The organism is Streptomyces sp. NPDC001732 (assembly GCF_053596315.1).
Map to the genome: position 1 here is coordinate 98,278 of NZ_JBSFFY010000007.1, position 23,962 is coordinate 122,239.

Below are 23,962 nucleotides of genomic sequence, written 5' to 3' on the forward strand. Positions count from 1 at the left end.
CAGTGATGGCATGACTGATGCACTTGCCGACCAGACTTCCCGGCACACCCTGGGACTTCTCTATCACTTTGTTCTGCTTGTTCTGCTCTGTTTACGCAACAACCACCTTACCCGGGGTGCGCGGGGGACTCCATGAGTCGATCTTCACCCCGGACGCCCGAAGGGGCATCCGGCACGTTGCCGAATGCCCCTCGGAGACGTACAGAACCGCAGGTGAGGGCAGGTGCCCGCCGCGACCGGTGTCGCGGCCGGGGCCATTGTCGGTCCTCTGCAGGCCCCTGCCGATCCTCTGCTCGGTGCTTTTGCCCAGCCCGCTGTCAGTCCTCGGAGGAGGTGGTCGGCAGCTGGTTCTGGATGAGGTCCATCACCGAGGAGTCGGTGAGCGTCGTGACGTCACCCAGCTCGCGGTTCTCGGCGACGTCGCGCAGCAGACGCCGCATGATCTTGCCGGAGCGGGTCTTCGGCAGCTCGGCGACGGGCAGGATCCGCTTCGGCTTGGCGATCGGACCGAGCGTCGCCCCGACGTGGTTGCGCAGCTCGGCGACGAGCTCGTCGGAGGCCTCGGCCGTACCGCGCAATATCACGAAGGCGACGATGGCCTGGCCGGTCGTCTCGTCGGCGGCACCGACCACGGCGGCCTCGGCGACCGACGGGTGCGACACGAGCGCCGACTCGACCTCGGTGGTCGAGATGTTGTGCCCGGACACGAGCATCACGTCGTCGACCCGGCCGAGCAGCCAGATGTCGCCGTCCTCGTCCTTCTTGGCGCCGTCGCCCGCGAAGTACTTGCCCTCGAAGCGCGACCAGTAGGTGTCGATGAAGCGCTGGTCGTCGCCCCAGATGGTGCGGAGCATCGACGGCCACGGCTCGGTGAGGACGAGGTAGCCGCCCCCGCCGTTCGGAACCTCGTTGGCCTCGTCGTCGACGACGGTGGCCGAGATCCCGGGCAGGGCGCGCTGAGCGCTGCCCGGCTTGGTGGCCGTCACGCCCGGCAGCGGGGCGATCATCATGGCGCCGGTCTCGGTCTGCCACCAGGTGTCCACGATCGGGCACCTGTCGGCGCCGATGTGCTTGCGGTACCACATCCACGCCTCGGGGTTGATCGGCTCACCGACCGAACCGAGGACCCGGAGGCTGCTCAGGTCGAACTTGGCGGGGATGTCGTCACCCCACTTCATGAACGTACGGATCGCGGTCGGCGCGGTGTAGAGGATCGTGACGCCGTACTTCTGCACGATCTCCCAGAACCGCCCCTGGTGCGGGGTGTCGGGCGTGCCCTCGTACATGACCTGGGTCGCGCCGTTGGCCAGCGGGCCGTAGACGATGTACGAGTGGCCGGTCACCCAGCCGATGTCGGCGGTGCACCAGAAGACATCGGTCTCCGGCTTGAGGTCGAAGACCGCGCTGTGGGTGTAGGCGGCCTGCGTGAGGTAGCCGCCGGAGGTGTGCAGGATGCCCTTCGGCTTACCCGTGGTGCCGGAGGTGTAGAGGATGAAGAGCGGCTGCTCCGCCTCGAAGGCCTCGGGGGTGTGCTCGGCGGACTGCCGGCCGGTGATCTCGTGCCACCAGACGTCGCGGCCCTCGGTCCACGCGGTGTCCTGGCCGGTGCGCCGCACCACGAGGACGTGCTCGACCCCGTCGATACGGGAGACCGCGTCGTCCACGGCGGGCTTGAGCGCGGACGGCTTGCCGCGGCGGTAGCCGCCGTCGGCGGTGATGACGACCTTGGCGTCCGCGTCCTGGATACGGGCGGCGATGGCGTCGGCCGAGAAGCCGCCGAAGACCACGGAGTGGGCGGCACCGATACGGGCACAGGCCAGCATCGCGATGGCGGCCTCGGGGATCATCGGCAGGTAGACCGCGACCCGGTCGCCCTTGCCGACACCGAGCTCGACGAGCGCGTTGGCGGCGCGGGAGACCTCGTCCTTGAGCTGGGCGTAGGTGATGGTGCGGCCGTCACCGGGTTCGCCCTCGAAGTGGATGGCGACCCGGTCGCCGTTGCCGGCCTCGACGTGGCGGTCCACGCAGTTGTACGCGACGTTGAGCTTGCCGTCCGCGAACCACTTGGCGAAGGGCGGGTTGCTCCAGTCGAGCGTCTCGGTCGGCTCCGTGGCCCAGGTCAGGCGCCGGGCCTGCTCGGCCCAGAAGCCTAGCCGGTCCGCCTCGGCCTGCTCGTACGCCTCCGCCTTGACGTTGGCGTTCGCGGCCAGATCGGCAGGCGGTGCGAACCGCCGCTCCTCACGAAGCAGATTGGCCAGGCTTTCATTGCTCACGACATCTCCCATTCCCAGGGTGTCCGTTGTGTCCCGGGCATAGCTCATCAGGCCGGGGGCCGGGTGACAAGTGTCTGCCGGGAATTGGTTTAGACCTGTGTCTCGTGCGCGGAGACCGTCCCGCATCCGCGTGCGGTGCGAGCAGTGCCGCGCAGGGCAGCGCAATGCGGAGCGGAGTCGGGCATTGCGCTGTCATGCGGTGCAGAACGACGCGGAGCTGCGCGGAGGCGGGACCACAAGGTCTCACGGACCGGGGACGAATCCGGTTCAGGCGCCGGTATGTTCCAGTGTGCCCGAACCGGCGCCGGAAGGGCCGCCCGGAATGGCGGGCGACGCGGCGACCGACGAGATGGCGGCGGGTGCGGCGGAGCACCCGGGTCTGCGGGAGTCGGCGGCCTCGGGGCCCACAAGGTTGAAGACCTCGTCCAGGGCCAGTCCGCTGCTCGCCTCCTCGGCCAGCAGATACGCCTGTGCCTCGCCCACGTGGAAGTACATCCCGTGCAACTGGAGCGTCCCCTCGGCGAGCCGCCGCGCCACCGCTTCGTGGGACCGCAAATGGTCCAGCTGCTGGACCACATTGGTGAGGCACAACTGTTCGAGTGCATCGGTCGGAAGACGCCCGGAGATCCGGGCCCAGGCGTGATTCCGGGACGCCATCCTGCTGAGGCTCGGCAGCCCGTGTCTCAGCCACCGCCACAGTGCTGTGGGGGGAGCGTCCGGGTCCGGTTCGCCGCCGAGCAGGGCCTGCATCGCGCCGCAGCCGGAGTGCCCGCAGACGGTGATGGACTCGACCCTCAGCACGTCCACCGCGTACTCGATCGCGGCGCCCACCGAATCGTCCCCCGACTCGGTGTCCGGCAGGGGCACCAGGTTGCCGATGTTCCGCACGGTGAACAGATCCCCCGGCCCGCTCGCCGTGATCATGCTGGTGACCAGCCGGGAATCGGCGCAGGTGATGAACAGCTGGGACGGGCGCTGGCCCTCGAGCGCCAGGCGGGCCAGCTCGTCGCGTACCAGCGGAGCGGTGTTGCGCTGGAACGAACTCAGACCGCTCACCAACCGGTCGCCACCCGTCCTGCGCGAGGTTCCGCCGGGCGGGGCGTCGCCGGCTGGGGTGTCGCCGGTCGGGGCATTTGAGGCAGTCACCAGGGCGACGGGCGGAGCGGCGGACGAGCCGGTGGGTGAGCCGGTCGCTCGGCTGCGGGTGCCGGGGTCCGCCGGGGGCGGTGCGGCGTCGGGGCTGGGGTCGGGTCCCGTCCGGGCCGGGACATCGACTGCGCCGGGGCCCACGGAGGCAGTGAGGTCTGATGGGCCTGAGGGGCTTGCGGTGCTGTCGAGCGCAGTGCTGGGGGCGGTGCTCCAGCCCGTACCGGCGTCGTGCGCGGGGTTCGTGCCGATGCCGGGGACGGGGGCGGGGCCCGAGCCGGGGAGGGGCTTGGCGAAAGGGACCTCGACGAAGGGGGCGCCGGGGTCATGGCGGAGCGTGGGCACCCGGTCGGGCTCGTCGTGGCAGTGATGGTTGCGCCACGGTGTCCACGGGCGGCAACAGGAATGCGCCGCCGAGGCGGGCTCGGCGATCCGGCCTCCGGACCTTCCGGTGAACACGACCCTGCCGCCGTGGGCGGTCTGGGCATTGCTCCAGTCCTGGATCGTCTCGTACGCGGCATGGTCCATGAAGAAGCCGTCCAGCTCGACGACGGCGTCACCGCCCTGGGGCAGCTGGCCGAGCGCCCGGCTGAGCCGGGGCACCGCGAGGAACGTCAACTGCCCCTGTACGACGACCAGATGCCGCCTGCCCTGGTCGGTCACCGTGATCCGGGTCCGGCCCAGCCGGTGCAGCGCCACGGCCACGGCCACGGCGATGCCGATCGCCACCCCCTTGAGCACTCCGAAGAGAAGGACACCGGTGATCGTCGCCCCGTACACCAGGAACTCGCGGTGTTTATGGACATTGCGGATGTGCGCGAAACTCACCATCTGGATGCCGACCATCATCACCAGCGCGGCGAGCGCGGCCAGCGGGATCCGCTCCAGCACGGTGACGAGCAGCACGGTGGCGAGCAGCATCCAGACGCCGTGCAGCACGGTGGAGGCACGTCCCGTGGCCCCGGCCCGCACATTGGCCGAGCTGCGCACCGCGCCGCCGGACACCGCCAGTCCGCCCACCAGCCCGGACAGCGCATTGGCGATGCCCTGGGCGCGTAGTTCGCGGTCGAGGTCGGAGCGCTTGAGGGGCAGAGCGGGAAGACCGGCCGAGGCGGGCGATGCGACCCGGTCCGATGCCGGAGCCGTGGGTTCCGTCGATGCGGGTGCCGGCGGTGAGGGTGCCGGCGGTGAGTCGGTGCCGGGCCGGGCGGCCGCTTGCTCGACGGCGCGGCCGGCCGACAGCTTGTCCACGGCGACCGCGGCGAGCAACGACTCCAGGCTGGCCACCAGCATCACCGTGAACACCGCGGTGGCCAGGGCCAGTACGGGGCCGTGCGGCATCTCCGGAAAGGCGTGCGACTGCCAGGAGGGAAGGTCGACGCGGGCGATCCCGGGCGCGGCAACTGCGGCCACTGTCGTGGCGGTCACCACTGCGGCAAGGGCGGCGGGGATTCTCCGTACCGCTCGGCCGCCCCGTCCCGGAAGCCGCGGCCACAGGACCAGGACGGCGATGGTCAGCGCGCCGATCGACGGAGCGGCGGGGTCGACGCGGCTCAACTGGTCCGGCAGGGAAAGCACGTTGGCCACTGCCGAACTCTGTGGCGAGCCCCCGAGCACGATGTGCAATTGGGCGAGTGCGATGGCCACGCCGATTCCGGCGAGGGTGCCGTGCACGATGGCGGGGCTGACGGCGAGAGCGCTGCGTGCTGCCCGGATCGAACCCAGCAGGATCTGCAGCAGTCCGGCGCCGATGGTGATCGCGCAGGTGGTGCGCCAGCCGTAGAGGTGGATCAACTCGGCTGTCACCACGGTCAGTCCGGCGGACGGGCCGCTGACCTGGAGGGGGGTGCCGCCGAGCAGTCCGGCGACGATGCCGCCGATGGCGGCGGAGATGAGCCCGGCCTGAAGCGGGGCGTCCATGGCGACGGCGAGGCCGAGCGACATGGGGACGGCTAGCAGGAAGACAGTGATCGAGGCGGACAGATCGGCGCCCGCGATATGAAAACGCCTTGTGGGAGGCGGTTGCGGCGGGCTGTGTGGTCGTTTGATTCCCGATGCGCGCGAGGGGCGCGAGCTGCGGGATGTGCGGTTGTGGCGAGTGGGGACGCAAGCAGACATGTTCCCGTCTCCTCCGGGGCAGCGCGGTCGCGGAATGTGGGACGCGGCCATGGGTTACGGCGTGCAGCGGCAGGATTTCTCAACTCTCGGTAAACGGATCGTAATGGAGAGTAAAGATCCATGTCCATGGTTGGGATCAAATGGCCGATTTGATCACCCATTCAAGTGAATAAGTAGCTTTTCATATGGCTTAGCGTGCTGATTTTGGTGGGGCTGCATGCGACCTTGACCGCACCGTGTCGGCACTTTCAGCGGAAATTACCTGCAAGGAAGAGGGTGGGCGGATGATGGCCGCCACGAAGAAGGTCGCCGCGAAGAGAGTCGTCACGAGAAGGGCCACCACGGCGAGGACCGCCGTCCGGCGGGTTGCCCTGGGGGTCACGGCTGTTGCGTTGACCGCGGGAGTGGCGGGTTGTTCCTCCGGCCCGGAGGCCGGCACCGGAGCCTCCGGGCCGGATGTCGCGAAGCATGCCTCGGGGAGGGGAAGGCCGCCGGGGCGAAGAAAGCGGCTCCCGAGGCTCCGCCCAAGAGTGTGTTCCGGCTCATCGGCGACGGCTCCACCGCTTTCACCGGCGGCCAGCCGAAGCAGCCCGTGCCCGAGCGCCTGGCGCCCGGTCAGAAGCCCCCGCAGTTCGTGGTGTTCTCCTGGGACGGTGCGGGCGAGGACAGTCAGAAGCTGTTCTCGCACTTCCGTGAGGTGGGCAAGAAGTACCACGCGAACATGACGTACTTCCTCAGCGGCGTGTACCTGCTGCCGGAGAACAAGCGAGGGCTCTACGACCCGCCGAAGCGCAACACCGGCAGCTCCGACATCGGCTTCAACGACGTCGAGGGAATCCGGAACACCCTCACTCGGGTGCGTGGCGCCTGGGAGGACGGCGACGAGATCGGCACCCACTTCAACGGCCACTTCTGCGGCCCGGAAGGGGGCGTCGGCACCTGGTCCGTCGAGCAGTGGAGGAGCGAGATCGGCCAGGCCAAGTCCTTCGTGAAGGGCTGGAAGACCAACACCCCCGGCCTGAAGAAGGAGAAGCCGCTCCCCTTCGACTACGACAAGGAACTCGTCGGCGGCCGCACCCCTGCCTGGAGGGGCGGAAGAACATGATGGCCGCGGCGCGGACGATGAGCTTCCGCTACGACTCCAGCGGAGTCAACAACCAGGTCTGGCCGAAGAAGAAGGACGGTGTCTGGGACCTCTCGATGCAGCTCGTCCCCGTGCCGGGCCGCGAGTTCGAGACCCTTTCGATGGACTACAACTTCATGTTCAACCAGTCCGGTACGACGCTGGGCGACCCGGCCCGGCACGAGTACTGGGGCAACCAGATGCGCGACGGCCTGCTCCGGGCCTTCGACCGCTCCTACGACGGCAACCGCGCCCCGCTGATCGTCGGCAACCACTTCGAGTCGTGGAACGGCGGCACCTACATGCGCGCCGTCGAGGAGACCATCGCGACCGTCTGCACCAAGAAAGAGGTGCGCTGCGTGCCCTTCCGGCAGCTGGCCGACTGGCTGGACGCACAGGACCCGGCGACGCCGAGGAAGCTCGGCACGCTCGACGTCGGCCAGGCGCCCGAGCGGGGCTGGACCGCTTTCTTCGGCGGAACGGCAGCCTCCAGGACCGACAGCGCGGCCGGGGCGGCCCGTACGAGGATCCGCCCGGAAAAGGACTGAGGCTTGTACGGGAGTCCGCCCGGACAAGGACTGAGCGAACGGGCCGACGGGGCGGCCGAACCACGCGGACCTCGACCGTGCCCGGCGCCCCGTGCAGCGGACACGTCCGAGTGACGGAGCCGCGCATCGGGCGCCGGGCGGGGCGGAACGCCGATCCCGGCCGGCGCCCGAGTGGCCCCGGAGCGGCACTGCTCGTGACGGGACCTCGGCAGAGGAGCCGACGGGTTCGGCCCGGAGCCGGTCGAGGTTCGGCCCGGGAGCGAACGGCTCAGGCGGGCTGGGCGGCGCTGTCCTGCGCGTACCGCTCGTCGAGGACGAAGGCGGGGTCGACCTGGGCGGCCAGATCGGCTCCCGTCTTCTCGTTGCCCCAGCTCTCCGCGTTCTTCAGGTGGAAGTGCACCATCTGCCGCGTGTAACGCTTCCAGTCCCGCTGCCCGTACGAGTCCTCCGCCGCGTTCTGCAGGGCCTGCAGCGCCATCCGGTTGTCCGCCTCCAGCAGCTCGAAGCGAGAGGGGCGTCCCTTCTCCATCGCCCGTACCCAGTCGGAATGCCCGACGGTGACCAGCAGGTCCTCGCCCACCTCGGCGCGCAGGAAGGCCAGGTCGTCCTCGCCCTGCACCTTGTTGCCGATCACCCTCAGCGTGACCCCGAAGTCCCGTGCGTACTCCTTGTACTGGCGGTAGACGGAGACACCCTTGCGGGTCGGTTCGGCGACCAGGAACGTCATGTCGAAGCGGGTGAACATCCCCGAGGCGAAGGAGTCCGAACCCGCCGTCATGTCGACCACGACGTACTCCTCGGGGCCGTCGACGAGATGGTTGAGGCAGAGCTCGACCGCGCCGACCTTGGAGTGGTAGCAGGCCACACCCAGGTCCGACTCGGTGAACGGCCCGGTGGCCATCAGCCGGATCTCCCCGTCGTCGAGTCGCACCGTACGGGCGCACGCCTCGTAGATCGGGTTGTCCTCGCGGACCCGCAGCAGCCGCGACCCCTCGCCGGGCGGAGTCGTCTTGATCATCGTTTCGGCGGAGGCGATACGGGGATTGCTGCCGCGCAGGTATTCCTTGATCAGAGGCAGGTGGGCGCCCATGGCGGGAAGCGCCGCGGCCTCCTGGTCGTCCAGGCCGAGCGCGGCCCCGAGATGCTGGTTGATGTCGGCGTCCACCGCGACGACGTGGGCTTCATTGGCGGCGAGGTGGCGGATGAAGAGCGAGGACAGCGTGGTCTTGCCGCTGCCGCCCTTCCCTACGAAAGCGATCTTCATGTTCACCTAGGGTAGCGGGGCAATCGCGTTCCGCTGTCGCACTTCGTGAAGAAGGCCACTCCCGGGCGGTATCGGCGCAGGGGGCGCGTAGCCTCGCTACCTATGAGTACGACTGCCTTTGATCCGCTCGCCGCCCTGGGCTCCCTGCCGGGGGTCGCCGACGCGGTGGACTCCGTACGCAAGGCCGTCGACCGGGTCTACGGTCACCGCATCATGCGGCGCCGCAGCAACGAGGTCACCGCCGAAGCGGCCCTGCGCGGCGCTCGCGGTTCGGCGGCGCTTTCGGGTGCCGACTGGAACCTGGAAGAGGTGCGCCGACGCACCGACTTCAGTGGCGACGAGGAGGCCCAGGTGATCGGCGCGGCCCTGAGGCTGACCGCCGAAGCGGGCCAACTCCTTTCCATCTGGCGGCAGTCGCCGCTTCGGGTGCTGGCCCGGCTGCACCTGGTCGCCGCCGGGGGGGCGGAGCCCGAGGACTCCATCGGCCGGCCGAGGCTGGCGGGCGAGCCCGTGGACGAACCGTTGGTCGAAGCGCCGCTGCCGGACGCCGACGAGGTGGCCGGGAGGCTGGAGGGGCTCTCCGGCCTGATCCTTTCCGGTACTTCGGCGCCCGCGTTGGTGACGGCGGCGGTCGTGCACGGTGAACTGCTGGCCCTGCGCCCCTTCGGCTCCTGCAACGGCCTCGTCGCCCGGACCGCTGAACGGATCGTGCTGATCGGGAGCGGACTCGACCCCAAGTCGATCTGTCCGGCCGAGGTGGGCCACGCCGAACAGGGGCGGGCGGCGTATGTTGCGGCGTTCGAGGGCTATCTGTCGGGCACCCCGGAGGGGATGGCGGCCTGGATCACCCACTGCGGGCGCTCCGTGGAACTGGGTGTCCGGGAGTCGACGGCGGTGTGCGAGGCGCTGCAGCGAGGCGCGGCGTAGCGGGACACCCCGGTGTGATGCGCGAGTCCGGGGCTATGGCTCCGTGAGCCTCGGGCCTGTGGGCTCGCGAGGAGTTCGAGGGCGGAGTGCCGCGGAGCGGGTGACCCCGACAGTGCGGGGCCGGTGTGGTGAATCCGCTGTGTGAAGCCCGAGGCCGTGACTCCGCCGGGGTAAAGCACCGAAGTGACTTCACGGGAGTAACTTCGTCGCGTCGACTTCACTGCCCCGGAAAAGGGTTGCGGCGGTACCGTCCTCGGTACCGCCGCTGGCATGTCTACCCAGTTACCATGCGTCCTCGATATGTGCCCATCAGGGCGGGTTCTTTGCCCGTTCCCTGGTGCGGCTGGCCCGTATTCGACGGGTCGACGTCGCGTGGGTGCTCGGTTTTCATGCTTCGGTCCGTGGGGCCTTTTCTGCGTTACGGGTAATCCTCTCGGATGTCCTTGGTCTCGCGGGCCGTTGAGTCCTTTGTACTCCAGAGGGGGTGCGAACGGTAGTGCTGGCCGCACTTCTTTACTTTTAGGTTCAATTACGGGCGAGTCGGATAATTCGTGCCGGGTGGGCCGGAAAGTGGATCACCCGGCACGTGCGGCCGGTGTGCCGACGCCCACGATCGATCCCGCCGGGCACTCGCCCGCCGGGTTCGGCGGCGGGGGGGCGACGGCGCGTGCCGGACCTGTCGTGCCGGGCCGTCAGGCCGAGGCCGGGGCGCCCCGGCGGCGGGAGGTGTACCAGACCAGTCCCGCTGTGACGGCGGCCGCGCCCACTGCCGCCGCGACCAGAGCCGGGCGCGGCGGCATCGAGAAGGCGGGCAGCCGTTGCTTGAGCCGGACCGGCCGGTTGAAGACGAGAATCGGCCACTCGCGAAGGGTCGCTTCGCGCCGCAACGCACGGTCCGGATTGACCGCATGCGGATGGCCGACCGACTCCAGCATCGGTACATCGGTGGCGGAGTCGCTGTAGGCGTAGCAGCGCGAGAGGTCGTACCCCTCCGACACCGCGAGGCTCCTGATCGCCTCGGCCTTGGTCGGGCCGTACGCGTAGTACTCCACCTCCCCGGTGAAGCGGCCGTCGTCGCCGACCACCATTCGGGTGGCGACGACCCGGTCGGCACCGAGCATCTCGCCGATGGGTTCGACGACCTCGGCGCCCGAGGTCGAGACGATCACCACGTCGCGTCCGGCGGTGTGGTGTTCCTCGATGAGCGTCGCTGCTTCGTCGTAGATGATGGGGTCGATCAGATCGTGCAGGGTCTCGGCGACGATTTCCTTCACCTGCTGGACGTTCCAGCCCTTGCAGAGCGCGGAGAGATATTCCCGCATCCGCTCCATCTGGTCGTGATCTGCGCCCCCGGCAAGGAACACGAACTGTGCGTACGCAGTGCGCAGTACGGCACGGCGGTTGATCAGTCCGCCTTGGTAGAAGGACTTGCTGAAGGCCAGTGTCGAAGACTTCGCAATGACCGTCTTGTCCAGGTCAAAGAAGGCTGCTGTGCGCGGCAAGAAGCGGTTTTCCACAAGGCAGAGCATAGGGGCCAACCATTCGGCGTAAACTCCGGCGCGTGGGTTTGCCTGAGAGGGCTCTCGGGTACACCATGGAAGTCACGGATCGTTCGCGACCGTGCTAACCCGGTCCGGCTCCTCCCCCCCCGAGTCGGCCGTGGGGACGACCCCCGCTCTCCCCCCCGGCGGGGGTCGTCGCATGTCCGGGCGCGTTTCTTCCGCTTGGATTCAAGCATTCCGCCTCCATTTCGGCCGTGACGGCGCATCTCTCGCGCCGTCCTCCGCCACCCTGAACCATCACGGTGCGTAGCGGAAGGGGTGCGCTCCGAAAGTCGCCGGTATGAGCGACGGAGTTATTCACAACGGCTGAGTTGTCCACAGCTTTCGAGCAAGATCCACATTATTTTCCGAAGCCCTGCACGGTGATTCCTGCCGCGAAGTCCGCGGATTGTGGAATCGCCGGTCTCGGAACGATCCGAGATCACTGCGAACCGCGATGAGGGTGCAGTGAGAAGGGGGTGGAGATCTTGGCCGGGTCCATCGCTCGGGATCGTCTGCCGGCCGCCGGAGCACGGCGGGGCGGACCGTTGATCGTGACCGAGGACGTGGAACTGCTCGATGATCTGCTGCGGCTGTGCGCGGCAGCCGGGGCGGAACCGGAAGTTCATCACTCGCTGCCCGAAAACAGGGGCAGTTGGGAACAGTCCCCGATGGTTCTCGTGGGTGATGACGCCGCCCAGCGGTGCCGTGGGGCGGCGCGCAGACAGGGTGTGCTGCTCGTCGGCCGGGACCAGGACGCCCCGGACGTCTGGCGCCGTGCGGTGGAGATCGGGGCCGAATACGTGCTGAGGCTGCCCGATTCGGAGGGGTGGCTGGTCGACCAGATCGCCAATGCGGCGGAGGGCGTGGGCCGGTCGGCGCTCACCGTGGGGGTGATCGGCGGGCGAGGCGGCTCCGGTGCGTCCACACTGGCCTGCGCTCTCGCGGTGACCGCGGCCAGGGTGGGCCGGCGGACGATGCTGATCGACGGCGACCCGCTCGGTGGGGGCATCGACGTGCTGCTCGGCGGCGAACGGGCCGAAGGGATGAGGTGGCCGGATTTCGTCCATTCCAAGGGGCGGGTCGGCGGAGGCGCGCTGGAGGAGTCGCTGCCCGCACTGCACGGGCTGCGGGTGCTCAGCTGGGGCCGTGACGACTGGGTGGTCATCCCGCCCCAGGCCATGCGGGCCGTGCTGGCCGCCGCCCGCAGGCTCGGCGGGGTGGTCGTCGTCGATCTGCCCCGCCGGGTCGACGAGTCGGTGGCCGAGGCCCTTGCTCAGCTGGACCTGGGGCTGCTGGTGGTCCCGGGGGAGCTTCGTGCGGTCGCGGCGGCGAAGCGGGTGGCGTCGACGGCCGGGATGGTCCTGGACGACCTGCGGGTCGTGGCCCGGGGCCCGTACGCGGCGGGCCTGGACGAGCGGTGGGTGGCGCAGGTGCTGGGGCTGCCGCTCGTCGGTGAACTGCCGCTCGACATCGGTCTGCTGACCGATCAGGACAGCGGCTCCCCACCGGGCGGAAGCGCTCGCGGACCACTGGCCAGGTTCTGCGCGGCGTTCTGGGAACGGGCGCTCGCCGCGCAGAGCGCGGAGGGACGAGCCGGCGGAGGCGCGTCATGACGGAGACGCTGCTCGACGCCGTACGGCAACGGCTGGCGCAGAGCGGTGCGGCACCGACCCCGGCCGGGGTGGCGGCCGCGTTACGGGCCCAGGGGCGGCTGCTCGGAGATGCCGAAGTGCTCGGTGCGGCCGAGGAGTTGCGCGGCGAGCTGGTCGGGACCGGGGTGCTGGAGTCGCTGCTCGCCGACCCGATAGTGACGGACGTGCTGGTCTCCGCACCGGACCGGGTGTGGGTGGACCGGGGCGGAGGGCTCGAACTCACCGCAGTGACCTTCACGGACGCCGCCGCGGTGCGCAGGCTGGCGCAGCGGCTGGCCGCCGTGGCGGGGCGGCGGCTGGACGACGCCCGCCCCTGGGTGGACGCACGGCTGCCGGACGGCACCCGTATGCATGCCGTGCTGCCACCGGTGTCGGTCGGCTCGACGTGCCTGTCACTGCGGGTGGTGCGCCCCAGGGCCTTCTCGCTGGCGGAGCTGGTCTCGGCGGGGACCGTGCCGCCGGGCGGTGACCGGGTGCTGCGGGCCCTGGTGGAGGCCCGGGTCTCGTACCTGATCAGTGGAGGCACGGGGGCGGGGAAGACGACTCTTCTGTCGAGTCTGCTGGGCGCGGTCGGGGAGCGCGAGCGCATCGTGCTCGCCGAGGACTCGGCGGAGCTGCGACCGGACCATCCGCATGTGGTGCGTCTGGAGTCGCGCCCCGCCAACCAGGAAGGGGCGGGGCGGGTGACGCTCCGGGACCTGGTGCGGCAGGCGCTGCGTATGCGGCCCGACCGCTTGGTGGTCGGGGAGGTCCGCGGCGCCGAGGTCACTGAACTCCTGGCCGCTCTCAACACGGGTCATGAGGGCGGCTGTGGAACGGTCCACGCCAATGCGGCCGAGCACGTACCGGCCCGCCTCGAAGCGCTGGGGACGGCGGCGGGGCTGGAGCGGACGGCCCTTCACAGCCAGTTGGCGGCCGCCCTGTCGGTGGTGGTCCATCTCGTGCGCGACCGGGCCGGGCAGCGACGGATCTCCGAGGTGCATGTCCTGGAGCGGGACGCTGCGGGACTGGTGGTGACCGTGCCCGCCCTGCGCTGGGGCGCCGACGGTTTCGTGCGGGAACGGGGCTGGGAACGGCTGCGCTCGCTGATCGGAGGTGCGCCGTGAGCGGTGGCGCGCCGATGGGGTCGACGACGGGCGTGGCCTGCACGGCCGCCCTGTGCGCCGGGGCGGCGGCCTGGCTGGTGGCGGCGCAGGACCACGGGCGACGAAGGGCACGGGTGCTGTTCGTCGACGGACCGGTTCGCTCGCCGCTGCGCGTGTGGTGGGAACGGGCCGGAGCGCGGTTGCTGGGGCACGCGCGGGAGCGGAGGGAGTGGCTCTGTCTCCCGGCGGCGCTGGTCGTCGCCGTGCTGGGGGAGTCCGTGCTGCCGCTGTGTGCCGGGGCGGCGGCGGTACCGCTGGTGCGGCGGTGGCTGCACGGGCGGGCCCGGAGACAGGAGCGGGAACGCCGCGAGGCGGGGGTGGTGGCGCTGTGCGGCGCGGTCGTGGGCGAGTTACGGGCCGGGCGCGAGCCGGGGCAGGCGCTGATTGCCGCTGTCCGGGACACGGGGGCGCTGGGGGCGTCGGAGGCCGGTGTGTCGGCTGCGGCCCGGTTCGGTGGCGATGTGCCGGCGGCACTCGGGCAGGCGGCGCGGGAACCCGGCCTGGACGGGCTCGCCGGGGTGGCGGCCTGCTGGCGGGTGGCGGTGGACGGCGGGGCCGGGCTCGCGACCGGCCTGGACCGGCTGGAGGGCGCGTTGCGGGCCGAGCGGCGCAGACGGGAGGAGCTGCGGGCCCAGCTGGCGGGCGCCTGGTCGACGGTTGCCGTACTGGCTCTGCTGCCGGTGCTGGGGCTGGGCCTGGGAGCGGCACTCGGGGCCGACCCGCTGAGGGTGCTGCTCCACACCCCGGTCGGGCTGGCCTGCATGGTGACGGGTGGCCTGCTGGAGGCGGCGGGGCTCTGGTGGGCCGGCCGGATCGTACGGGCGGGGGAGGCGGCATGAGCGGGATCACCGTCGGGACGGGGCCCGGGGCGGCGGCGGTGTGCGCGGTTCTCGGCACGGCCCTCTGGTCGGCCCTGGCCGGACTGCGGCGGAGGCGGGCGGGGCGCCGCCGGGGCGCGGTGCTGTTGGCGGTTTCCCCGGAGAGGTGCCGGCGCGGGTACAAGGTGTCCGGCGGACGGGCGAAGGAGTGGATCGCGCCGTTGGCGGCCGTGGCGACGGGCTGGGTCCTGCTCGGGGGCCCGCTGGGGTGTGCGGCAGGGCTGGCCGGAGGGTACGGCGCATGGCGCCTGCAGCGGGCCCGTAAGGGACGTGAGCGGGAGGAAGAGCGGGAGGAGCAGGCGCGAGCCGCACGCCAGCTCCCTCTGGCGGCCGATCTGCTGGCGGCCTGCATCTCTGCCGGGGCCGGCCCGAGAGAGGCGGCCGAAGCGGTGGGGGAATCGCTCGGCGGACCGGTCGGTACGAGCCTGGCGCGGGCGGCTGCGGAGATCCGGCTCGGCGGCGAACCCACGGCGGCCTGGGGGAGGTTCGGCGAGATACCGGGTGCGGGCGCGCTGGCCCGCTGTCTGGACCGGGCGGGCTCGACCGGGGCTCCGGCGGCCGAACCGGTGGCGAGGCTGGCCGAGGCGATGCGGGCGGAGCGGGCGAGCGCCGCCGTGGCGCGCGCCCAGCGCGCGGGAGTGCTGATCACCGGCCCGGTGGGCTTCTGCTTCCTGCCCGCCTTCCTGGCGGTGGGAGTGGCCCCGGTGGTGATGGGCCTGGCGACCGGACTGCTTCACACCGGATGACCCAAAAGATCGAGTATCTGAATTTTTCCTACGAGAACAAGCAATCAGCGGGGGTTGAAATGGCACGGCGAATCAGGGGCTGGGTACGTGGCGTGGCACGCCGGGTCCGGTCGGACAAGGGCATGACGACATCCGAATACGCGGTGGGAACGATCGCGGCCTGCGCGTTCGCGGCGGTGCTCTACAAGGTGGTCACCAGCCAGCCGGTCATGTCCGCACTGCAGTCGCTGCTGAAGGAAGCGCTCGATGCGAAGTTCTGAGAGCGGCCGTGGGGGACGACCTGCCGGGTGCCGTTCCCGAGGCGCGGCCGGAAGAGCCGGGGAGGGGCGGGACCGGGGCGCGGTGACAGCCGAAGCGGCCATGGCGATTCCGGTACTGGTGGTGTTCGCCCTGACGCTGGTCTGGGCGCTGATGGCCGCCTCCGCCCAGATCCGGTGCGTGGATGCGGCACGAGCCGGGGCCAGGGCGGCGGCCCGTTCCGAACCGGAGGCACAGGCACTGGACGTTGCCCGGTCGGCGGCCCCCGAAGGGGCCGAGGTCGAGATGGAGCGGGCCGGAGAGCTGTGGCGGGTACGGGTCGCGGCCTCGGCGCCGGGCCCCGGTCCGCTGGCCCTGACGCTCCACGCGGAGGCGGCGGCACTGGCCGAGGACACGGTGGGGACGGAGCGGTGACCGATGTACGGGAACGGGAGCGAGTGAAAGGCGGCGCGGTGATCGGCACGGCGATGACGGGAACGCGGAGGTGCGTGATGACCGGGAGGGGAGCGAGAGGCCGGGGTGCCGTGGTCGGGCGCCTGACCGGGAGCGGGGGCAGGAGTGGATGTGGGGCCGGGGGACGTGACCGGGGCCGCCGCCGGAGTCGGGGCAGGGATCCGGATCCGGGGCGGGACTCCGGCGGCGGGAACGGAGAGGGAGGGCCGGAGGGCGGGGACAAGGGTCTGGCGACGGTGTGGGTGGCGATGACCACGGCCACGTTGTGCGCGGTGTTCGCGGTGGTGCTGGCGATCGGGCAGGTGGTGGTCGCCCGGCACCGGGCCGGTGGCGCGGCGGATCTGGCGGCCCTGGCAGCGGCGGACCGGGCCCTGCGAGGAGCCGGGACGGCCTGCGGGACTGCCGGGAAGGTGGCCGAGGCGCAGGGCGCGGTGCTGGTGCGGTGCGTGGTGGACGGGGAGATCGCCGATGTGACGGCCCGGGTGGGCTTCGGGCCGTACGGGTCGGCGGTCAGGTCCCGGGCCGGTCCTCCGGACGCCGCTCCCGCCCTTCTGCGGCCGATGCCCCCGGCACCGACTCCTGATGACCCCGCCTCTCCGACGCCTGCCCCTCCTGCTCCCTCGGGGATGACGCCCCCGGAGCCGACTGCCGCTCCGGTTCCAGAGGGCTCGACTCCGGAGTATCCGGCTCTCCGGGGTCCTGCGGGGCGGAGCGGAGGAGTTCCGTGAGGAGACGCACGGCGCCGCGCTTGTGCAGCGGGTCGTTGCCGTTGCCGCACTTGGGGGACTGGATGCAGGACGGGCAGCCCGCCTCGCACTCGCAGGACGCGATGGCCTGGCGGGTCGCGGTCAGCCAGGCGCGGGCTGTGTGGAAGGCCCGTTCGGCGAATCCGGCGCCGCCCGGGTGGCCGTCGTACACGAAGACCGTGGGCAGCAGGGTGTCCGGGTGCAGCGGCACGGAGACACCGCCGATGTCCCACCGGTCGCAGGTGGCGAAGAGCGGCAGCATCCCGATCGACGCGTGTTCCGCGGCGTGCAGGGCCCCGCCCAGGATCTCCGGGTTGATCCGGGCGGCGTCGAGCTGGTCCTCGGTGACCGTCCACCACACGGCCCGGGTGCGCAGGGTGCGGGGCGGCAGGTCCAGTTTGGTCTCGCCGAGGACCTCGCCGGTGATCAGCTTGCGGCGCAGGAAGGAGACGACCTGGTTGGTCACCTCGACGGAGCCGTAACAGAGCCGTCCCTCGCCCCAGGGGATCTCGGTGTCGGTCTCCAGGACGGCGATGGCGGTGGTGTCGCGGGCGGTGGTCGAGTACGGCGGGACGGCCTCCTCCACCAGGGCCACAGAGTCCTCCAGGTCCAGTTTCCGGACCAGGTAGGTGCGCCCCTGGTGGAGGTGGACGGCGCCTTCGTGGACAGCGGTGTGCGCGGCCGATTCGTCGATGGTGCCCAGCAGCCTGCCGGTGCCCTCCTCGACGATCTGGACGGGGCGCCCGCCCTCGCCGCGGATGTCGGTGAGATCGGCGGCGCGCTCGCGACGGGTCCAGTGCCAGCCCGTCGTCCGTCTGCGCAGCAGCTTCGCCGCTTCCAGCTGCGGCAGCAGTTCGGCCACGGCGGGACCGAAGAGGTCCAGGTCGGGCCGAGTGAGGGGGAGCTCTGCCGCGGCGGCGCACAGATGCGGGGCGAGGACGTAGGGATTGTCCGGGTCGAGGACGGTCGACTCCACCGGCTGCTGGAACAGCGCCTCGGGGTGGTGGACGAGGAAGGTGTCCAGCGGGTCGTCGCGGGCCACCAGGACGGCCAGGGCGCCCTGGCCGGCGCGTCCGGCACGGCCGGCCTGCTGCCACAGCGACGCCCTGGTGCCGGGGTAGCCGGCGATGAGGACGGCGTCCAGCCCGGAGACGTCCACGCCGAGTTCCAGGGCGGTGGTGGCGGCCAGGCCGAGCAACTGTCCGGAGTGCAGGGCGCGTTCCAGGGCGCGGCGTTCCTCGGGGAGGTAGCCCCCGCGGTAGGCGGCGACCCGGTCCGGCAGGGAGCGGTCCACCTCGGCGAGGCGTTCCTTGGCGATGACGGAGATCAGTTCGGCGCCGCGCCGGGAGCGTACGAAGGCGACCGAGCGGACGCCCTGGACGGTCAGATCGGTGAGGAGGTCGGCGGTTTCGGCAGTGGCGGTGCGGCGTACGGGTGCACCCTTCTCGCCGTGCAGTTCGGTCAGGGGCGGCTCCCACAGGGCGAAGACCAGTTCGCCTCGGGGTGAGGCGTCGTCGGCGATCTCCGTGACCCGGAGGCCGGTGAGGCGGCCCGCGGCCACGGAGGGTTCCGCCGCCGTGGCGGAGGCGAGGAGGAAGACCGGATCCGCCCCGTAGCGGGCGCACAGCCGGCGGAGGCGGCGCACCACCTGGGCGACGTGGGAGCCGAAGACGCCCCGGTAGGTGTGGCACTCGTCGATGACGACGAAGCGCAGGGCGCGCAGGAAGGAGGACCAGCGGGGGTGGGACGGGAGTATGCCGCGGTGCAGCATGTCGGGGTTGGTCAGGACGTAGTTGGCGTACTGGCGCACCCATTCGCGTTCCTCGACCGGGGTGTCGCCGTCGTAGACCGCGGGCCTGACGGCGTTGCCGAGCGGTGCCGCGAGTTCCTTCACCGCCCGCCTCTGGTCCGCGGCCAGGGCCTTGGTGGGGGCCAGGTACAGGGCGGTGGAGCCGCGGCCGTTCGGGGCCTCGGAGCCGTCGAGCAGGGTGCTGAGGACGGGGGCGAGGTAGGCGAGCGACTTGCCGGACGCCGTGCCTGTGGCGATGACCACGGATTCGCCGTCCAGGGCGTGCTCGGCGGCCGCCGCCTGGTGTGCCCACGGATGGTCGATTCCGGCCTTCCGGATCGCGGCGACGACTTCCGGCCGGATGAGATCGGGCCAGATGGCATGGGTTCCCCTGCGCGGGGGCAAGTGCTCCGTATGAGTGATGCGCGCGGACCGGCCCGCCACTGCGGCGAGTCGGTCGAGGACCATGGCGGGAGAGGGACCGGAGTCCTTGTTCCCGGGTGGTCGACTGGGGCGGTGATTCTTGGCCATCGGCACCGAGTGTGTCACTGGCGTGACGGACAATGGTCCCAAGGCGTCGTGCATGCCTGCTGGTAAGTGATTGAATGCCATCGCGGCTGGCGATCCGTTCCCCGGCTCCGCCGGGGAGACCGAGGGGCGACCGCTCGATAGCAAGGTGCTGGAGGATCCGTGGACCTGTCCTTGTCGACTCGCAATGTGTCCGGCCCTGGTGGCGACCGTACGGTCGTCGAGGTCGGTGGCGAGATTGATGTGTATACCGCGCCCAAGCTGCGCGAGCAGTTGGTCGAGTTGGTGAATGACGGCAGCTACCACCTGGTTGTCGACATGGAAGGCGTCGACTTCCTCGACTCCACCGGCCTCGGCGTGCTCGTGGGCGGCCTGAAGCGTGTCCGGGCCCACGAGGGCTCGCTGCGCCTGGTCTGCAACCAGGAGCGCATTCTCAAGATCTTCCGGATCACCGGTCTGACCAAGGTGTTCCCGATCCACACCACGGTCGACGAGGCCGTCGCGGCCACCGACTGACGTCCGGTTCACCGGCCGGGCCGGCCGAAAGGCAGGTCCGGCACACGGCCGGTGCGCGGTTCGGGTGCCGGGACCCGGCAGGCGGACCGCGCGACGCGGGCAGGCTTCGGTCGTCGGGCGGTCGGTTGCTGTTGGACGGGTCCGCCGGGCGATCGCGAGGCTTTCCCGCCGAGCGGCCGGCCGGGCGTGCGGCTCGTCGGCCGGACGTGGGCGATCGGTGCCCGGGAAACCGGCGCTCGGAGCCCCGGACGGCCGAAGGGACCGGGCGACATCCGGCGCCTCGACACGACAGGGGCGTCCGGACGACAACCGAAGACGAGCCGTCCAGCCGGGCTGTCGGCGGCCGACGGCCGGCTGGTTCGACCGTTTGCCGGTGTTCGTCGGCAGGGCCGGTCGTCCGTGGGCCGGAGTGTTCGCCGGTTGGGCGGGCGATTGCGCCACTGGTGACCGACATGGCTGTCCGCCGGTCGGGTCACCGCTCGACCGGGCTGTCGGCCGACGTTTGGCCGCTCGACGGCCGGGCGGATGTCCGGAGTGTCGGCAGCTTGCCGTTCGGCAGGTGTCGGCGGGTGGTGGCCGGTCTGTCGGCCCGGGGTTTGTGGGTCGGCGCGGACCGGTGTGTGATGGATTGGTGGCGGCCTGTCGGCCGGGCCGTCCGTATTCGGTGCCCAGACCCCGCTCGGAAGCGGGTCAGGCACCGGGTGGATGCCCGCGGTCGGTCGGTGACCGTAAGTCGACGGTCCGGTTCGCCCGGTGGTCGACAAGCGGGTTCGGCCGATCGCAGGTTCTTGCAGGTTCCGGAAGAAGAGTAGGGGCGCCGGGCAGCGGGCCCGGGACCCTGGGATGCACGCCCGTACGTCTGAGGGGGATCGCATGGCCACCGTTGAACTCCGCTTCAGTGCCCAGCCCGAACACGTCAGGACGGCCCGTCTCGTGGCCGCCGCCGTGGCGCGCCGGGCAGGCATCGACGAAGCCGTGCTCGACGAGGTCAGACTCGCCGTCGGTGAAGCCTGCAGCCGCGCCGTCGGGCTGCACCGCAGTCACGGCATCACCGCTCCCGTCTCCGTCGCCCTGATCGAGGAGGAGAAGTCCTTCGCCGTTGAGGTCGGCGACGAGGTGCCGGGACCGGGCGCCGAGCCCAGCCTCGGTGGGCGGGCCGGAGCGTCCGCGACACGCGGCGCCACGCCCGGCGCGGGGCCCGGTGGACCGGATCACGAAAACGACGCGAACGGCGAGGACGAGATGGGGCTCGCGGTCATCAGCGGCCTCGTCGACGACGTGGAGGTCCGGTCGGGGGTCAATGGCGGAGTGATCCGCATGACCTGGCCGAAGGCGCCCGTGGCCGCGCTCCCTTGAAGGAGTGCCCCGCGAGACATCCGAAGGCGTGCTCCCGGGACGCTCGAAGACGTGCCCCCCGAGATGCCCGAAGACGTGCCTCCGAGGCATCCGAAGGCGTGTTCCCGGGGCGCTCGAAGACATGCGCCGATGGCAGCGCCGATGTCGGGAGCGGTCCGTCTGTCGGGATGCTGCACCGCCCCTCTTCCGGACCATTTCTCGATCCGCCATTTGAGGCCCTGCTGAGCAGGGCCTTTATTCATTTTCCGTGAGACCGGTGATCCGGGGAAAATGTGCCTGCCCCATTACTGCATTCGGGTTGATCTCGTGTCTCGATCATTTAATGGTCGGCCAGTGGAGGGCAATTGGATTTACCGCACACTGTTTTGATCGGCTCCTGCTCCTTACAATTCGTCCACGACTTGAGCGCTGAGCGTCAAGGAGGACGTATGGCGGAGATCTTCAACATCCCACTGGCAGGACCGGCACAAGATTCCGCATTCTCCGGCCCTTCCGGCCGACCTGATTCTCTGGCCGCCGCGGTACTAACCGAAGGCAATCGCGTGATCGTGGTCGCCGTCGCGGTCGTGGCCGTCGCCGCCCTGGTGGTCGCTCGGTTGCTGGTGCGCCAGGTGCTGGCGGCCGGTGAGGGCACCGAGCGCATGAAAGAGATCGCGGCCGCCGTCCAGGAAGGCGCGAACGCCTATCTGGCCCGGCAGTTGCGCACCGTCGGCGTCTTTGCCGTCGCGGTCTTCTTCCTTCTGTTGTTGCTGCCGGCCGACAACTGGTCGCAGCGCGCGGGCCGCTCGTTGTTCTTCCTCATCGGTGCACTTTTCTCGGCGGCCACCGGATACATCGGCATGCGACTCGCCGTGCGCAGTAATGTCCGTGTGGCTGCTGCTGCACGTGAGGCGACGCCCGCAGAGGGAGAACCGGAAAAAGATCTCACCACCGTTTCGCACAGGGCGATGAAGATCGCTTTTCGTACCGGTGGTGTGGTCGGCATGATCACCGTTGGCCTCGGTCTGCTCGGCGCCTCCTGCGTCGTATTCGTCTATGCCGCCGACGCTCCGAAGGTGCTGGAGGGCTTCGGCCTCGGGGCCGCGCTGATCGCCATGTTCATGAGGGTCGGTGGCGGGATCTTCACCAAGGCGGCGGACGTCGGCGCCGACCTCGTCGGCAAGGTCGAGCAGGGCATCCCGGAGGACGATCCGCGCAACGCGGCCACCATCGCCGACAACGTGGGCGACAACGTCGGTGACTGCGCGGGCATGGCGGCCGACCTCTTCGAGTCGTACGCCGTGACGCTCGTCGCCGCGCTGATCCTCGGCAAGGCAGCCTTCGGCGACTCGGGGCTGGCCTTCCCGCTGATCGTCCCGGCGATCGGTGTGATCACCGCGATGATCGGGATCTTCGCGGTCGCCCCGCGCCGCGCCGACCGCAGCGGAATGACCGCCATCAACCGCGGATTCTTCGTCTCCGCTGTGATCTCGCTGGTGCTGGTGGCCGTGGCAGTCTTCGTCTACCTGCCGTCCTCGTACGCGGACCTGGGCGGGGTCGGCGACAGCACGATCACCTCGCACGGCGGCGACCCGCGACTCTTCGCCCTGGTCGCCGTCGCCATCGGCATCGTGCTGGCCGCCCTGATCCAGCAGCTGACCGGCTACTTCACCGAGCCCGGCCGCCGTCCCGTCCAGGACATCGGCAAGTCCTCGCTGACCGGCCCGGCCACCGTCGTGCTCGCCGGCGTCTCCATCGGGCTGGAGTCCGCCGTCTACACGGCGCTGCTGATCGGACTCGGCGTCTACGGGGCGTTCCTGCTCGGCGGTACGTCGATCATGCTGGCGCTCTTCGCCGTGGCCCTGGCGGGGACCGGGCTGCTCACCACCGTCGGCGTCATCGTCGCCATGGACACCTTCGGACCGGTCTCGGACAACGCGCAGGGCATCGCCGAGATGTCGGGCGACGTCACGGGGGCCGGGGCACAGGTCCTCACCGACCTCGACGCCGTCGGCAACACCACCAAGGCCATCACCAAGGGCATCGCCATCGCCACCGCGGTCCTGGCGGCATCGGCGCTCTTCGGCTCGTACCGCGACGCGATCGCCACGGCGGTCGGCAACGTGGGGGCCAAGGCGGAGGAGATGACGCTCAGCCTGGACATCTCGCAGCCGAACAACCTGGTGGGCCTGATCCTCGGCGCCGCAGTCGTCTTCCTCTTCTCCGGGCTTGCGATCAACGCGGTGTCGCGGTCCGCCGGAGCGGTGGTCTACGAGGTGCGGCGGCAGTTCCGCGAGCACCCGGGGATCATGGACCGCGGCGAGAGGCCCGAGTACGGGCGCGTCGTCGACATCTGCACCAAGGACGCCCTGCGCGAACTCGCCACGCCCGGCCTGCTCGCCGTCATGGCACCGATCGCCGTCGGGTTCACGCTCGGTGTCGGAGCGCTCGGCTCGTACCTTGCGGGGGCCATCGGGACGGGCACCCTGATGGCGGTCTTCCTCGCCAATTCCGGCGGCGCGTGGGACAACGCCAAGAAACTCGTCGAGGACGGTCGTCACGGCGGCAAGGGCAGCGAGGCCCATGCCGCGACCGTCATCGGCGACACGGTCGGCGACCCGTTCAAGGACACGGCGGGGCCCGCGATCAACCCTCTGCTCAAGGTGATGAACCTGGTCGCGCTGCTCATCGCCCCGGCGGTGGTTCAGTTCGGCTACGGGCAGGACGCGAGCGCCGGTGTGCGGGCCCTGGTGTCGGCGATCGCCGTCGCGGTCATCGTCGGAGCGGTCTACACCTCCAAGCGACGCGGGATCGCCGTGGGGGACGAGGAGGGCCCCGGCGACGGGGACCGGCCCGCGCAATCGTCGGGGCAGGCGGCCGTCTCGTGAAACGCCGGAGGAGGAGAGGAAGAGGGAGAGGGAAGGGAGGGAGAGCCGGGGGCGTCTGACGGGGACTCGGGCCAATGGCCGGGCG

Annotated in this window: 15 protein-coding genes and 2 pseudogenes; 12 read left to right on the forward strand and 5 right to left on the reverse strand. The window is 70.7% G+C overall.

The window, feature by feature from the left end; translation table 11 throughout:
- Window positions 1-317 precede the first annotated feature (317 nt).
- Together acs and ACWCXX_RS10450 are read right to left on the reverse strand one after the other, a co-directional pair.
- Window positions 318-2,285, reverse strand: coding sequence for an acetate--CoA ligase (gene acs, locus ACWCXX_RS10445; RefSeq protein WP_451125930.1), 1,968 nt, complete (start codon window positions 2,283-2,285; stop codon window positions 318-320).
- A 255-nt stretch (window positions 2,286-2,540) separates the two neighbouring features.
- Window positions 2,541-5,537 carry a SulP family inorganic anion transporter gene (locus ACWCXX_RS10450; protein ID WP_451125931.1) on the reverse strand — a complete coding sequence of 999 codons (2,997 nt, stop codon included), beginning with the start codon at window positions 5,535-5,537 and terminating at the stop codon, window positions 2,541-2,543.
- 284 nt (window positions 5,538-5,821) lie between these two features.
- Here ACWCXX_RS10450 and ACWCXX_RS10455 point away from each other — a divergent pair.
- A pseudogene (locus ACWCXX_RS10455) lies at window positions 5,822-7,208 on the forward strand (hypothetical protein).
- A gap of 268 nt (window positions 7,209-7,476) precedes the next feature.
- On the opposite strand, the gene ACWCXX_RS10460 reads toward ACWCXX_RS10455, so the two are convergent.
- The gene (locus tag ACWCXX_RS10460) at window positions 7,477-8,472 is read right to left on the reverse strand and encodes an ATP-binding protein (protein WP_451125932.1); all 996 of its coding nucleotides are present in this window, start codon (window positions 8,470-8,472) and stop codon (window positions 7,477-7,479) included.
- Between the two features lie 102 nt (window positions 8,473-8,574).
- Here ACWCXX_RS10460 and ACWCXX_RS10465 point away from each other — a divergent pair, with 102 nt between their 5' ends.
- The gene (locus ACWCXX_RS10465; RefSeq protein ID WP_451125933.1) at window positions 8,575-9,399 is read left to right on the forward strand and encodes an oxidoreductase; all 825 of its coding nucleotides are present in this window, start codon (window positions 8,575-8,577) and stop codon (window positions 9,397-9,399) included.
- 692 nt (window positions 9,400-10,091) lie between these two features.
- Here ACWCXX_RS10465 and ACWCXX_RS10470 read toward each other — a convergent pair.
- Window positions 10,092-10,928: an HAD family hydrolase gene (locus ACWCXX_RS10470; protein WP_451125934.1), complete on the reverse strand. Its 837-nt coding sequence runs from the start codon at window positions 10,926-10,928 to the stop codon at window positions 10,092-10,094.
- A gap of 500 nt (window positions 10,929-11,428) precedes the next feature.
- Here ACWCXX_RS10470 and ssd point away from each other — a divergent pair, with 500 nt between their 5' ends.
- The 7 genes and pseudogenes from ssd to ACWCXX_RS10505 form a co-directional block, all read left to right on the forward strand.
- Window positions 11,429-12,556 carry a septum site-determining protein Ssd gene (gene ssd / locus ACWCXX_RS10475; protein ID WP_451126031.1) on the forward strand — a complete coding sequence of 376 codons (1,128 nt, stop codon included), beginning with the start codon at window positions 11,429-11,431 and terminating at the stop codon, window positions 12,554-12,556.
- Window positions 12,553-13,701 carry a TadA family conjugal transfer-associated ATPase gene (locus ACWCXX_RS10480; protein ID WP_451125935.1) on the forward strand — a complete coding sequence of 383 codons (1,149 nt, stop codon included), beginning with the start codon at window positions 12,553-12,555 and terminating at the stop codon, window positions 13,699-13,701. Before ssd ends, ACWCXX_RS10480 begins: the two co-directional genes overlap by 4 nt.
- A 14-nt stretch (window positions 13,702-13,715) precedes the next feature.
- Window positions 13,716-14,579, forward strand: coding sequence for a type II secretion system F family protein (locus tag ACWCXX_RS10485; protein ID WP_451126032.1), 864 nt, complete (start codon window positions 13,716-13,718; stop codon window positions 14,577-14,579).
- Complete coding sequence (locus tag ACWCXX_RS10490; RefSeq protein WP_451125936.1) at window positions 14,576-15,364, forward strand: type II secretion system F family protein; 789 nt, start codon at window positions 14,576-14,578, stop codon at window positions 15,362-15,364. The genes ACWCXX_RS10485 and ACWCXX_RS10490 overlap by 4 nt, the downstream gene beginning before the upstream one ends.
- A gap of 59 nt (window positions 15,365-15,423) precedes the next feature.
- The gene (locus ACWCXX_RS10495) at window positions 15,424-15,624 is read left to right on the forward strand and encodes a DUF4244 domain-containing protein (RefSeq protein WP_451126033.1); all 201 of its coding nucleotides are present in this window, start codon (window positions 15,424-15,426) and stop codon (window positions 15,622-15,624) included.
- Window positions 15,611-16,036 (forward strand): TadE family type IV pilus minor pilin, encoded by a 426-nt coding sequence (locus ACWCXX_RS10500; RefSeq protein WP_451125937.1) that lies wholly within the window; start codon window positions 15,611-15,613, stop codon window positions 16,034-16,036. The genes ACWCXX_RS10495 and ACWCXX_RS10500 overlap by 14 nt, the downstream gene beginning before the upstream one ends.
- Before the next feature lie 77 nt (window positions 16,037-16,113).
- A pseudogene (locus ACWCXX_RS10505) lies at window positions 16,114-16,542 on the forward strand (Rv3654c family TadE-like protein); the annotation flags it as partial.
- Window positions 16,543-16,585: 43 nt separating this feature from the next.
- On the opposite strand, the gene ACWCXX_RS10510 reads toward ACWCXX_RS10505, so the two are convergent.
- Complete coding sequence (locus ACWCXX_RS10510) at window positions 16,586-19,222, reverse strand: DEAD/DEAH box helicase (RefSeq protein ID WP_451125938.1); 2,637 nt, start codon at window positions 19,220-19,222, stop codon at window positions 16,586-16,588.
- Window positions 19,223-19,300: 78 nt separating this feature from the next.
- Here ACWCXX_RS10510 and ACWCXX_RS10515 point away from each other — a divergent pair, with 78 nt between their 5' ends.
- The 3 genes from ACWCXX_RS10515 to ACWCXX_RS10525 all read left to right on the forward strand — a co-directional run bounded on the left by ACWCXX_RS10515 (window position 19,301) and on the right by ACWCXX_RS10525 (window position 23,877).
- Complete coding sequence (locus tag ACWCXX_RS10515; protein ID WP_003967428.1) at window positions 19,301-19,654, forward strand: STAS domain-containing protein; 354 nt, start codon at window positions 19,301-19,303, stop codon at window positions 19,652-19,654.
- A gap of 873 nt (window positions 19,655-20,527) precedes the next feature.
- Window positions 20,528-21,010, forward strand: a complete 483-nt coding sequence (locus tag ACWCXX_RS10520) for an ATP-binding protein (RefSeq protein WP_451125939.1) — start codon at window positions 20,528-20,530, stop codon at window positions 21,008-21,010.
- A 428-nt stretch (window positions 21,011-21,438) separates the two neighbouring features.
- Window positions 21,439-23,877 (forward strand): sodium-translocating pyrophosphatase, encoded by a 2,439-nt coding sequence (locus ACWCXX_RS10525; RefSeq protein ID WP_451125940.1) that lies wholly within the window; start codon window positions 21,439-21,441, stop codon window positions 23,875-23,877.
- Window positions 23,878-23,962 lie beyond the last annotated feature (85 nt).

Excerpts from the sequence above, each read along its gene's own strand:
- ACWCXX_RS10490 (WP_451125936.1), top strand. The coding sequence starts at position 14,576 with ATGAGCGGGATCACCGTCGGGACGGGGCCCGGGGCGGCGGCGGTGTGC.
- ACWCXX_RS10495 (WP_451126033.1), top strand. The coding sequence starts at position 15,424 with ATGGCACGGCGAATCAGGGGCTGGGTACGTGGCGTGGCACGCCGGGTC.
- ACWCXX_RS10480 (WP_451125935.1), top strand. The coding sequence starts at position 12,553 with ATGACGGAGACGCTGCTCGACGCCGTACGGCAACGGCTGGCGCAGAGC.
- ACWCXX_RS10465 (WP_451125933.1), top strand. The coding sequence starts at position 8,575 with ATGAGTACGACTGCCTTTGATCCGCTCGCCGCCCTGGGCTCCCTGCCG.
- ACWCXX_RS10525 (WP_451125940.1), top strand. The coding sequence starts at position 21,439 with ATGGCGGAGATCTTCAACATCCCACTGGCAGGACCGGCACAAGATTCC.
- ACWCXX_RS10470 (WP_451125934.1), bottom strand. The coding sequence starts at position 10,928 with ATGCTCTGCCTTGTGGAAAACCGCTTCTTGCCGCGCACAGCAGCCTTC.
- ACWCXX_RS10500 (WP_451125937.1), top strand. The coding sequence starts at position 15,611 with ATGCGAAGTTCTGAGAGCGGCCGTGGGGGACGACCTGCCGGGTGCCGT.
- ACWCXX_RS10520 (WP_451125939.1), top strand. The coding sequence starts at position 20,528 with ATGGCCACCGTTGAACTCCGCTTCAGTGCCCAGCCCGAACACGTCAGG.
- ACWCXX_RS10510 (WP_451125938.1), bottom strand. The coding sequence starts at position 19,222 with ATGGCATTCAATCACTTACCAGCAGGCATGCACGACGCCTTGGGACCA.
- acs (WP_451125930.1), bottom strand. The coding sequence starts at position 2,285 with ATGGGAGATGTCGTGAGCAATGAAAGCCTGGCCAATCTGCTTCGTGAG.
- ACWCXX_RS10485 (WP_451126032.1), top strand. The coding sequence starts at position 13,716 with ATGGGGTCGACGACGGGCGTGGCCTGCACGGCCGCCCTGTGCGCCGGG.
- ACWCXX_RS10460 (WP_451125932.1), bottom strand. The coding sequence starts at position 8,472 with ATGAAGATCGCTTTCGTAGGGAAGGGCGGCAGCGGCAAGACCACGCTG.
- ACWCXX_RS10450 (WP_451125931.1), bottom strand. The coding sequence starts at position 5,537 with ATGTCTGCTTGCGTCCCCACTCGCCACAACCGCACATCCCGCAGCTCG.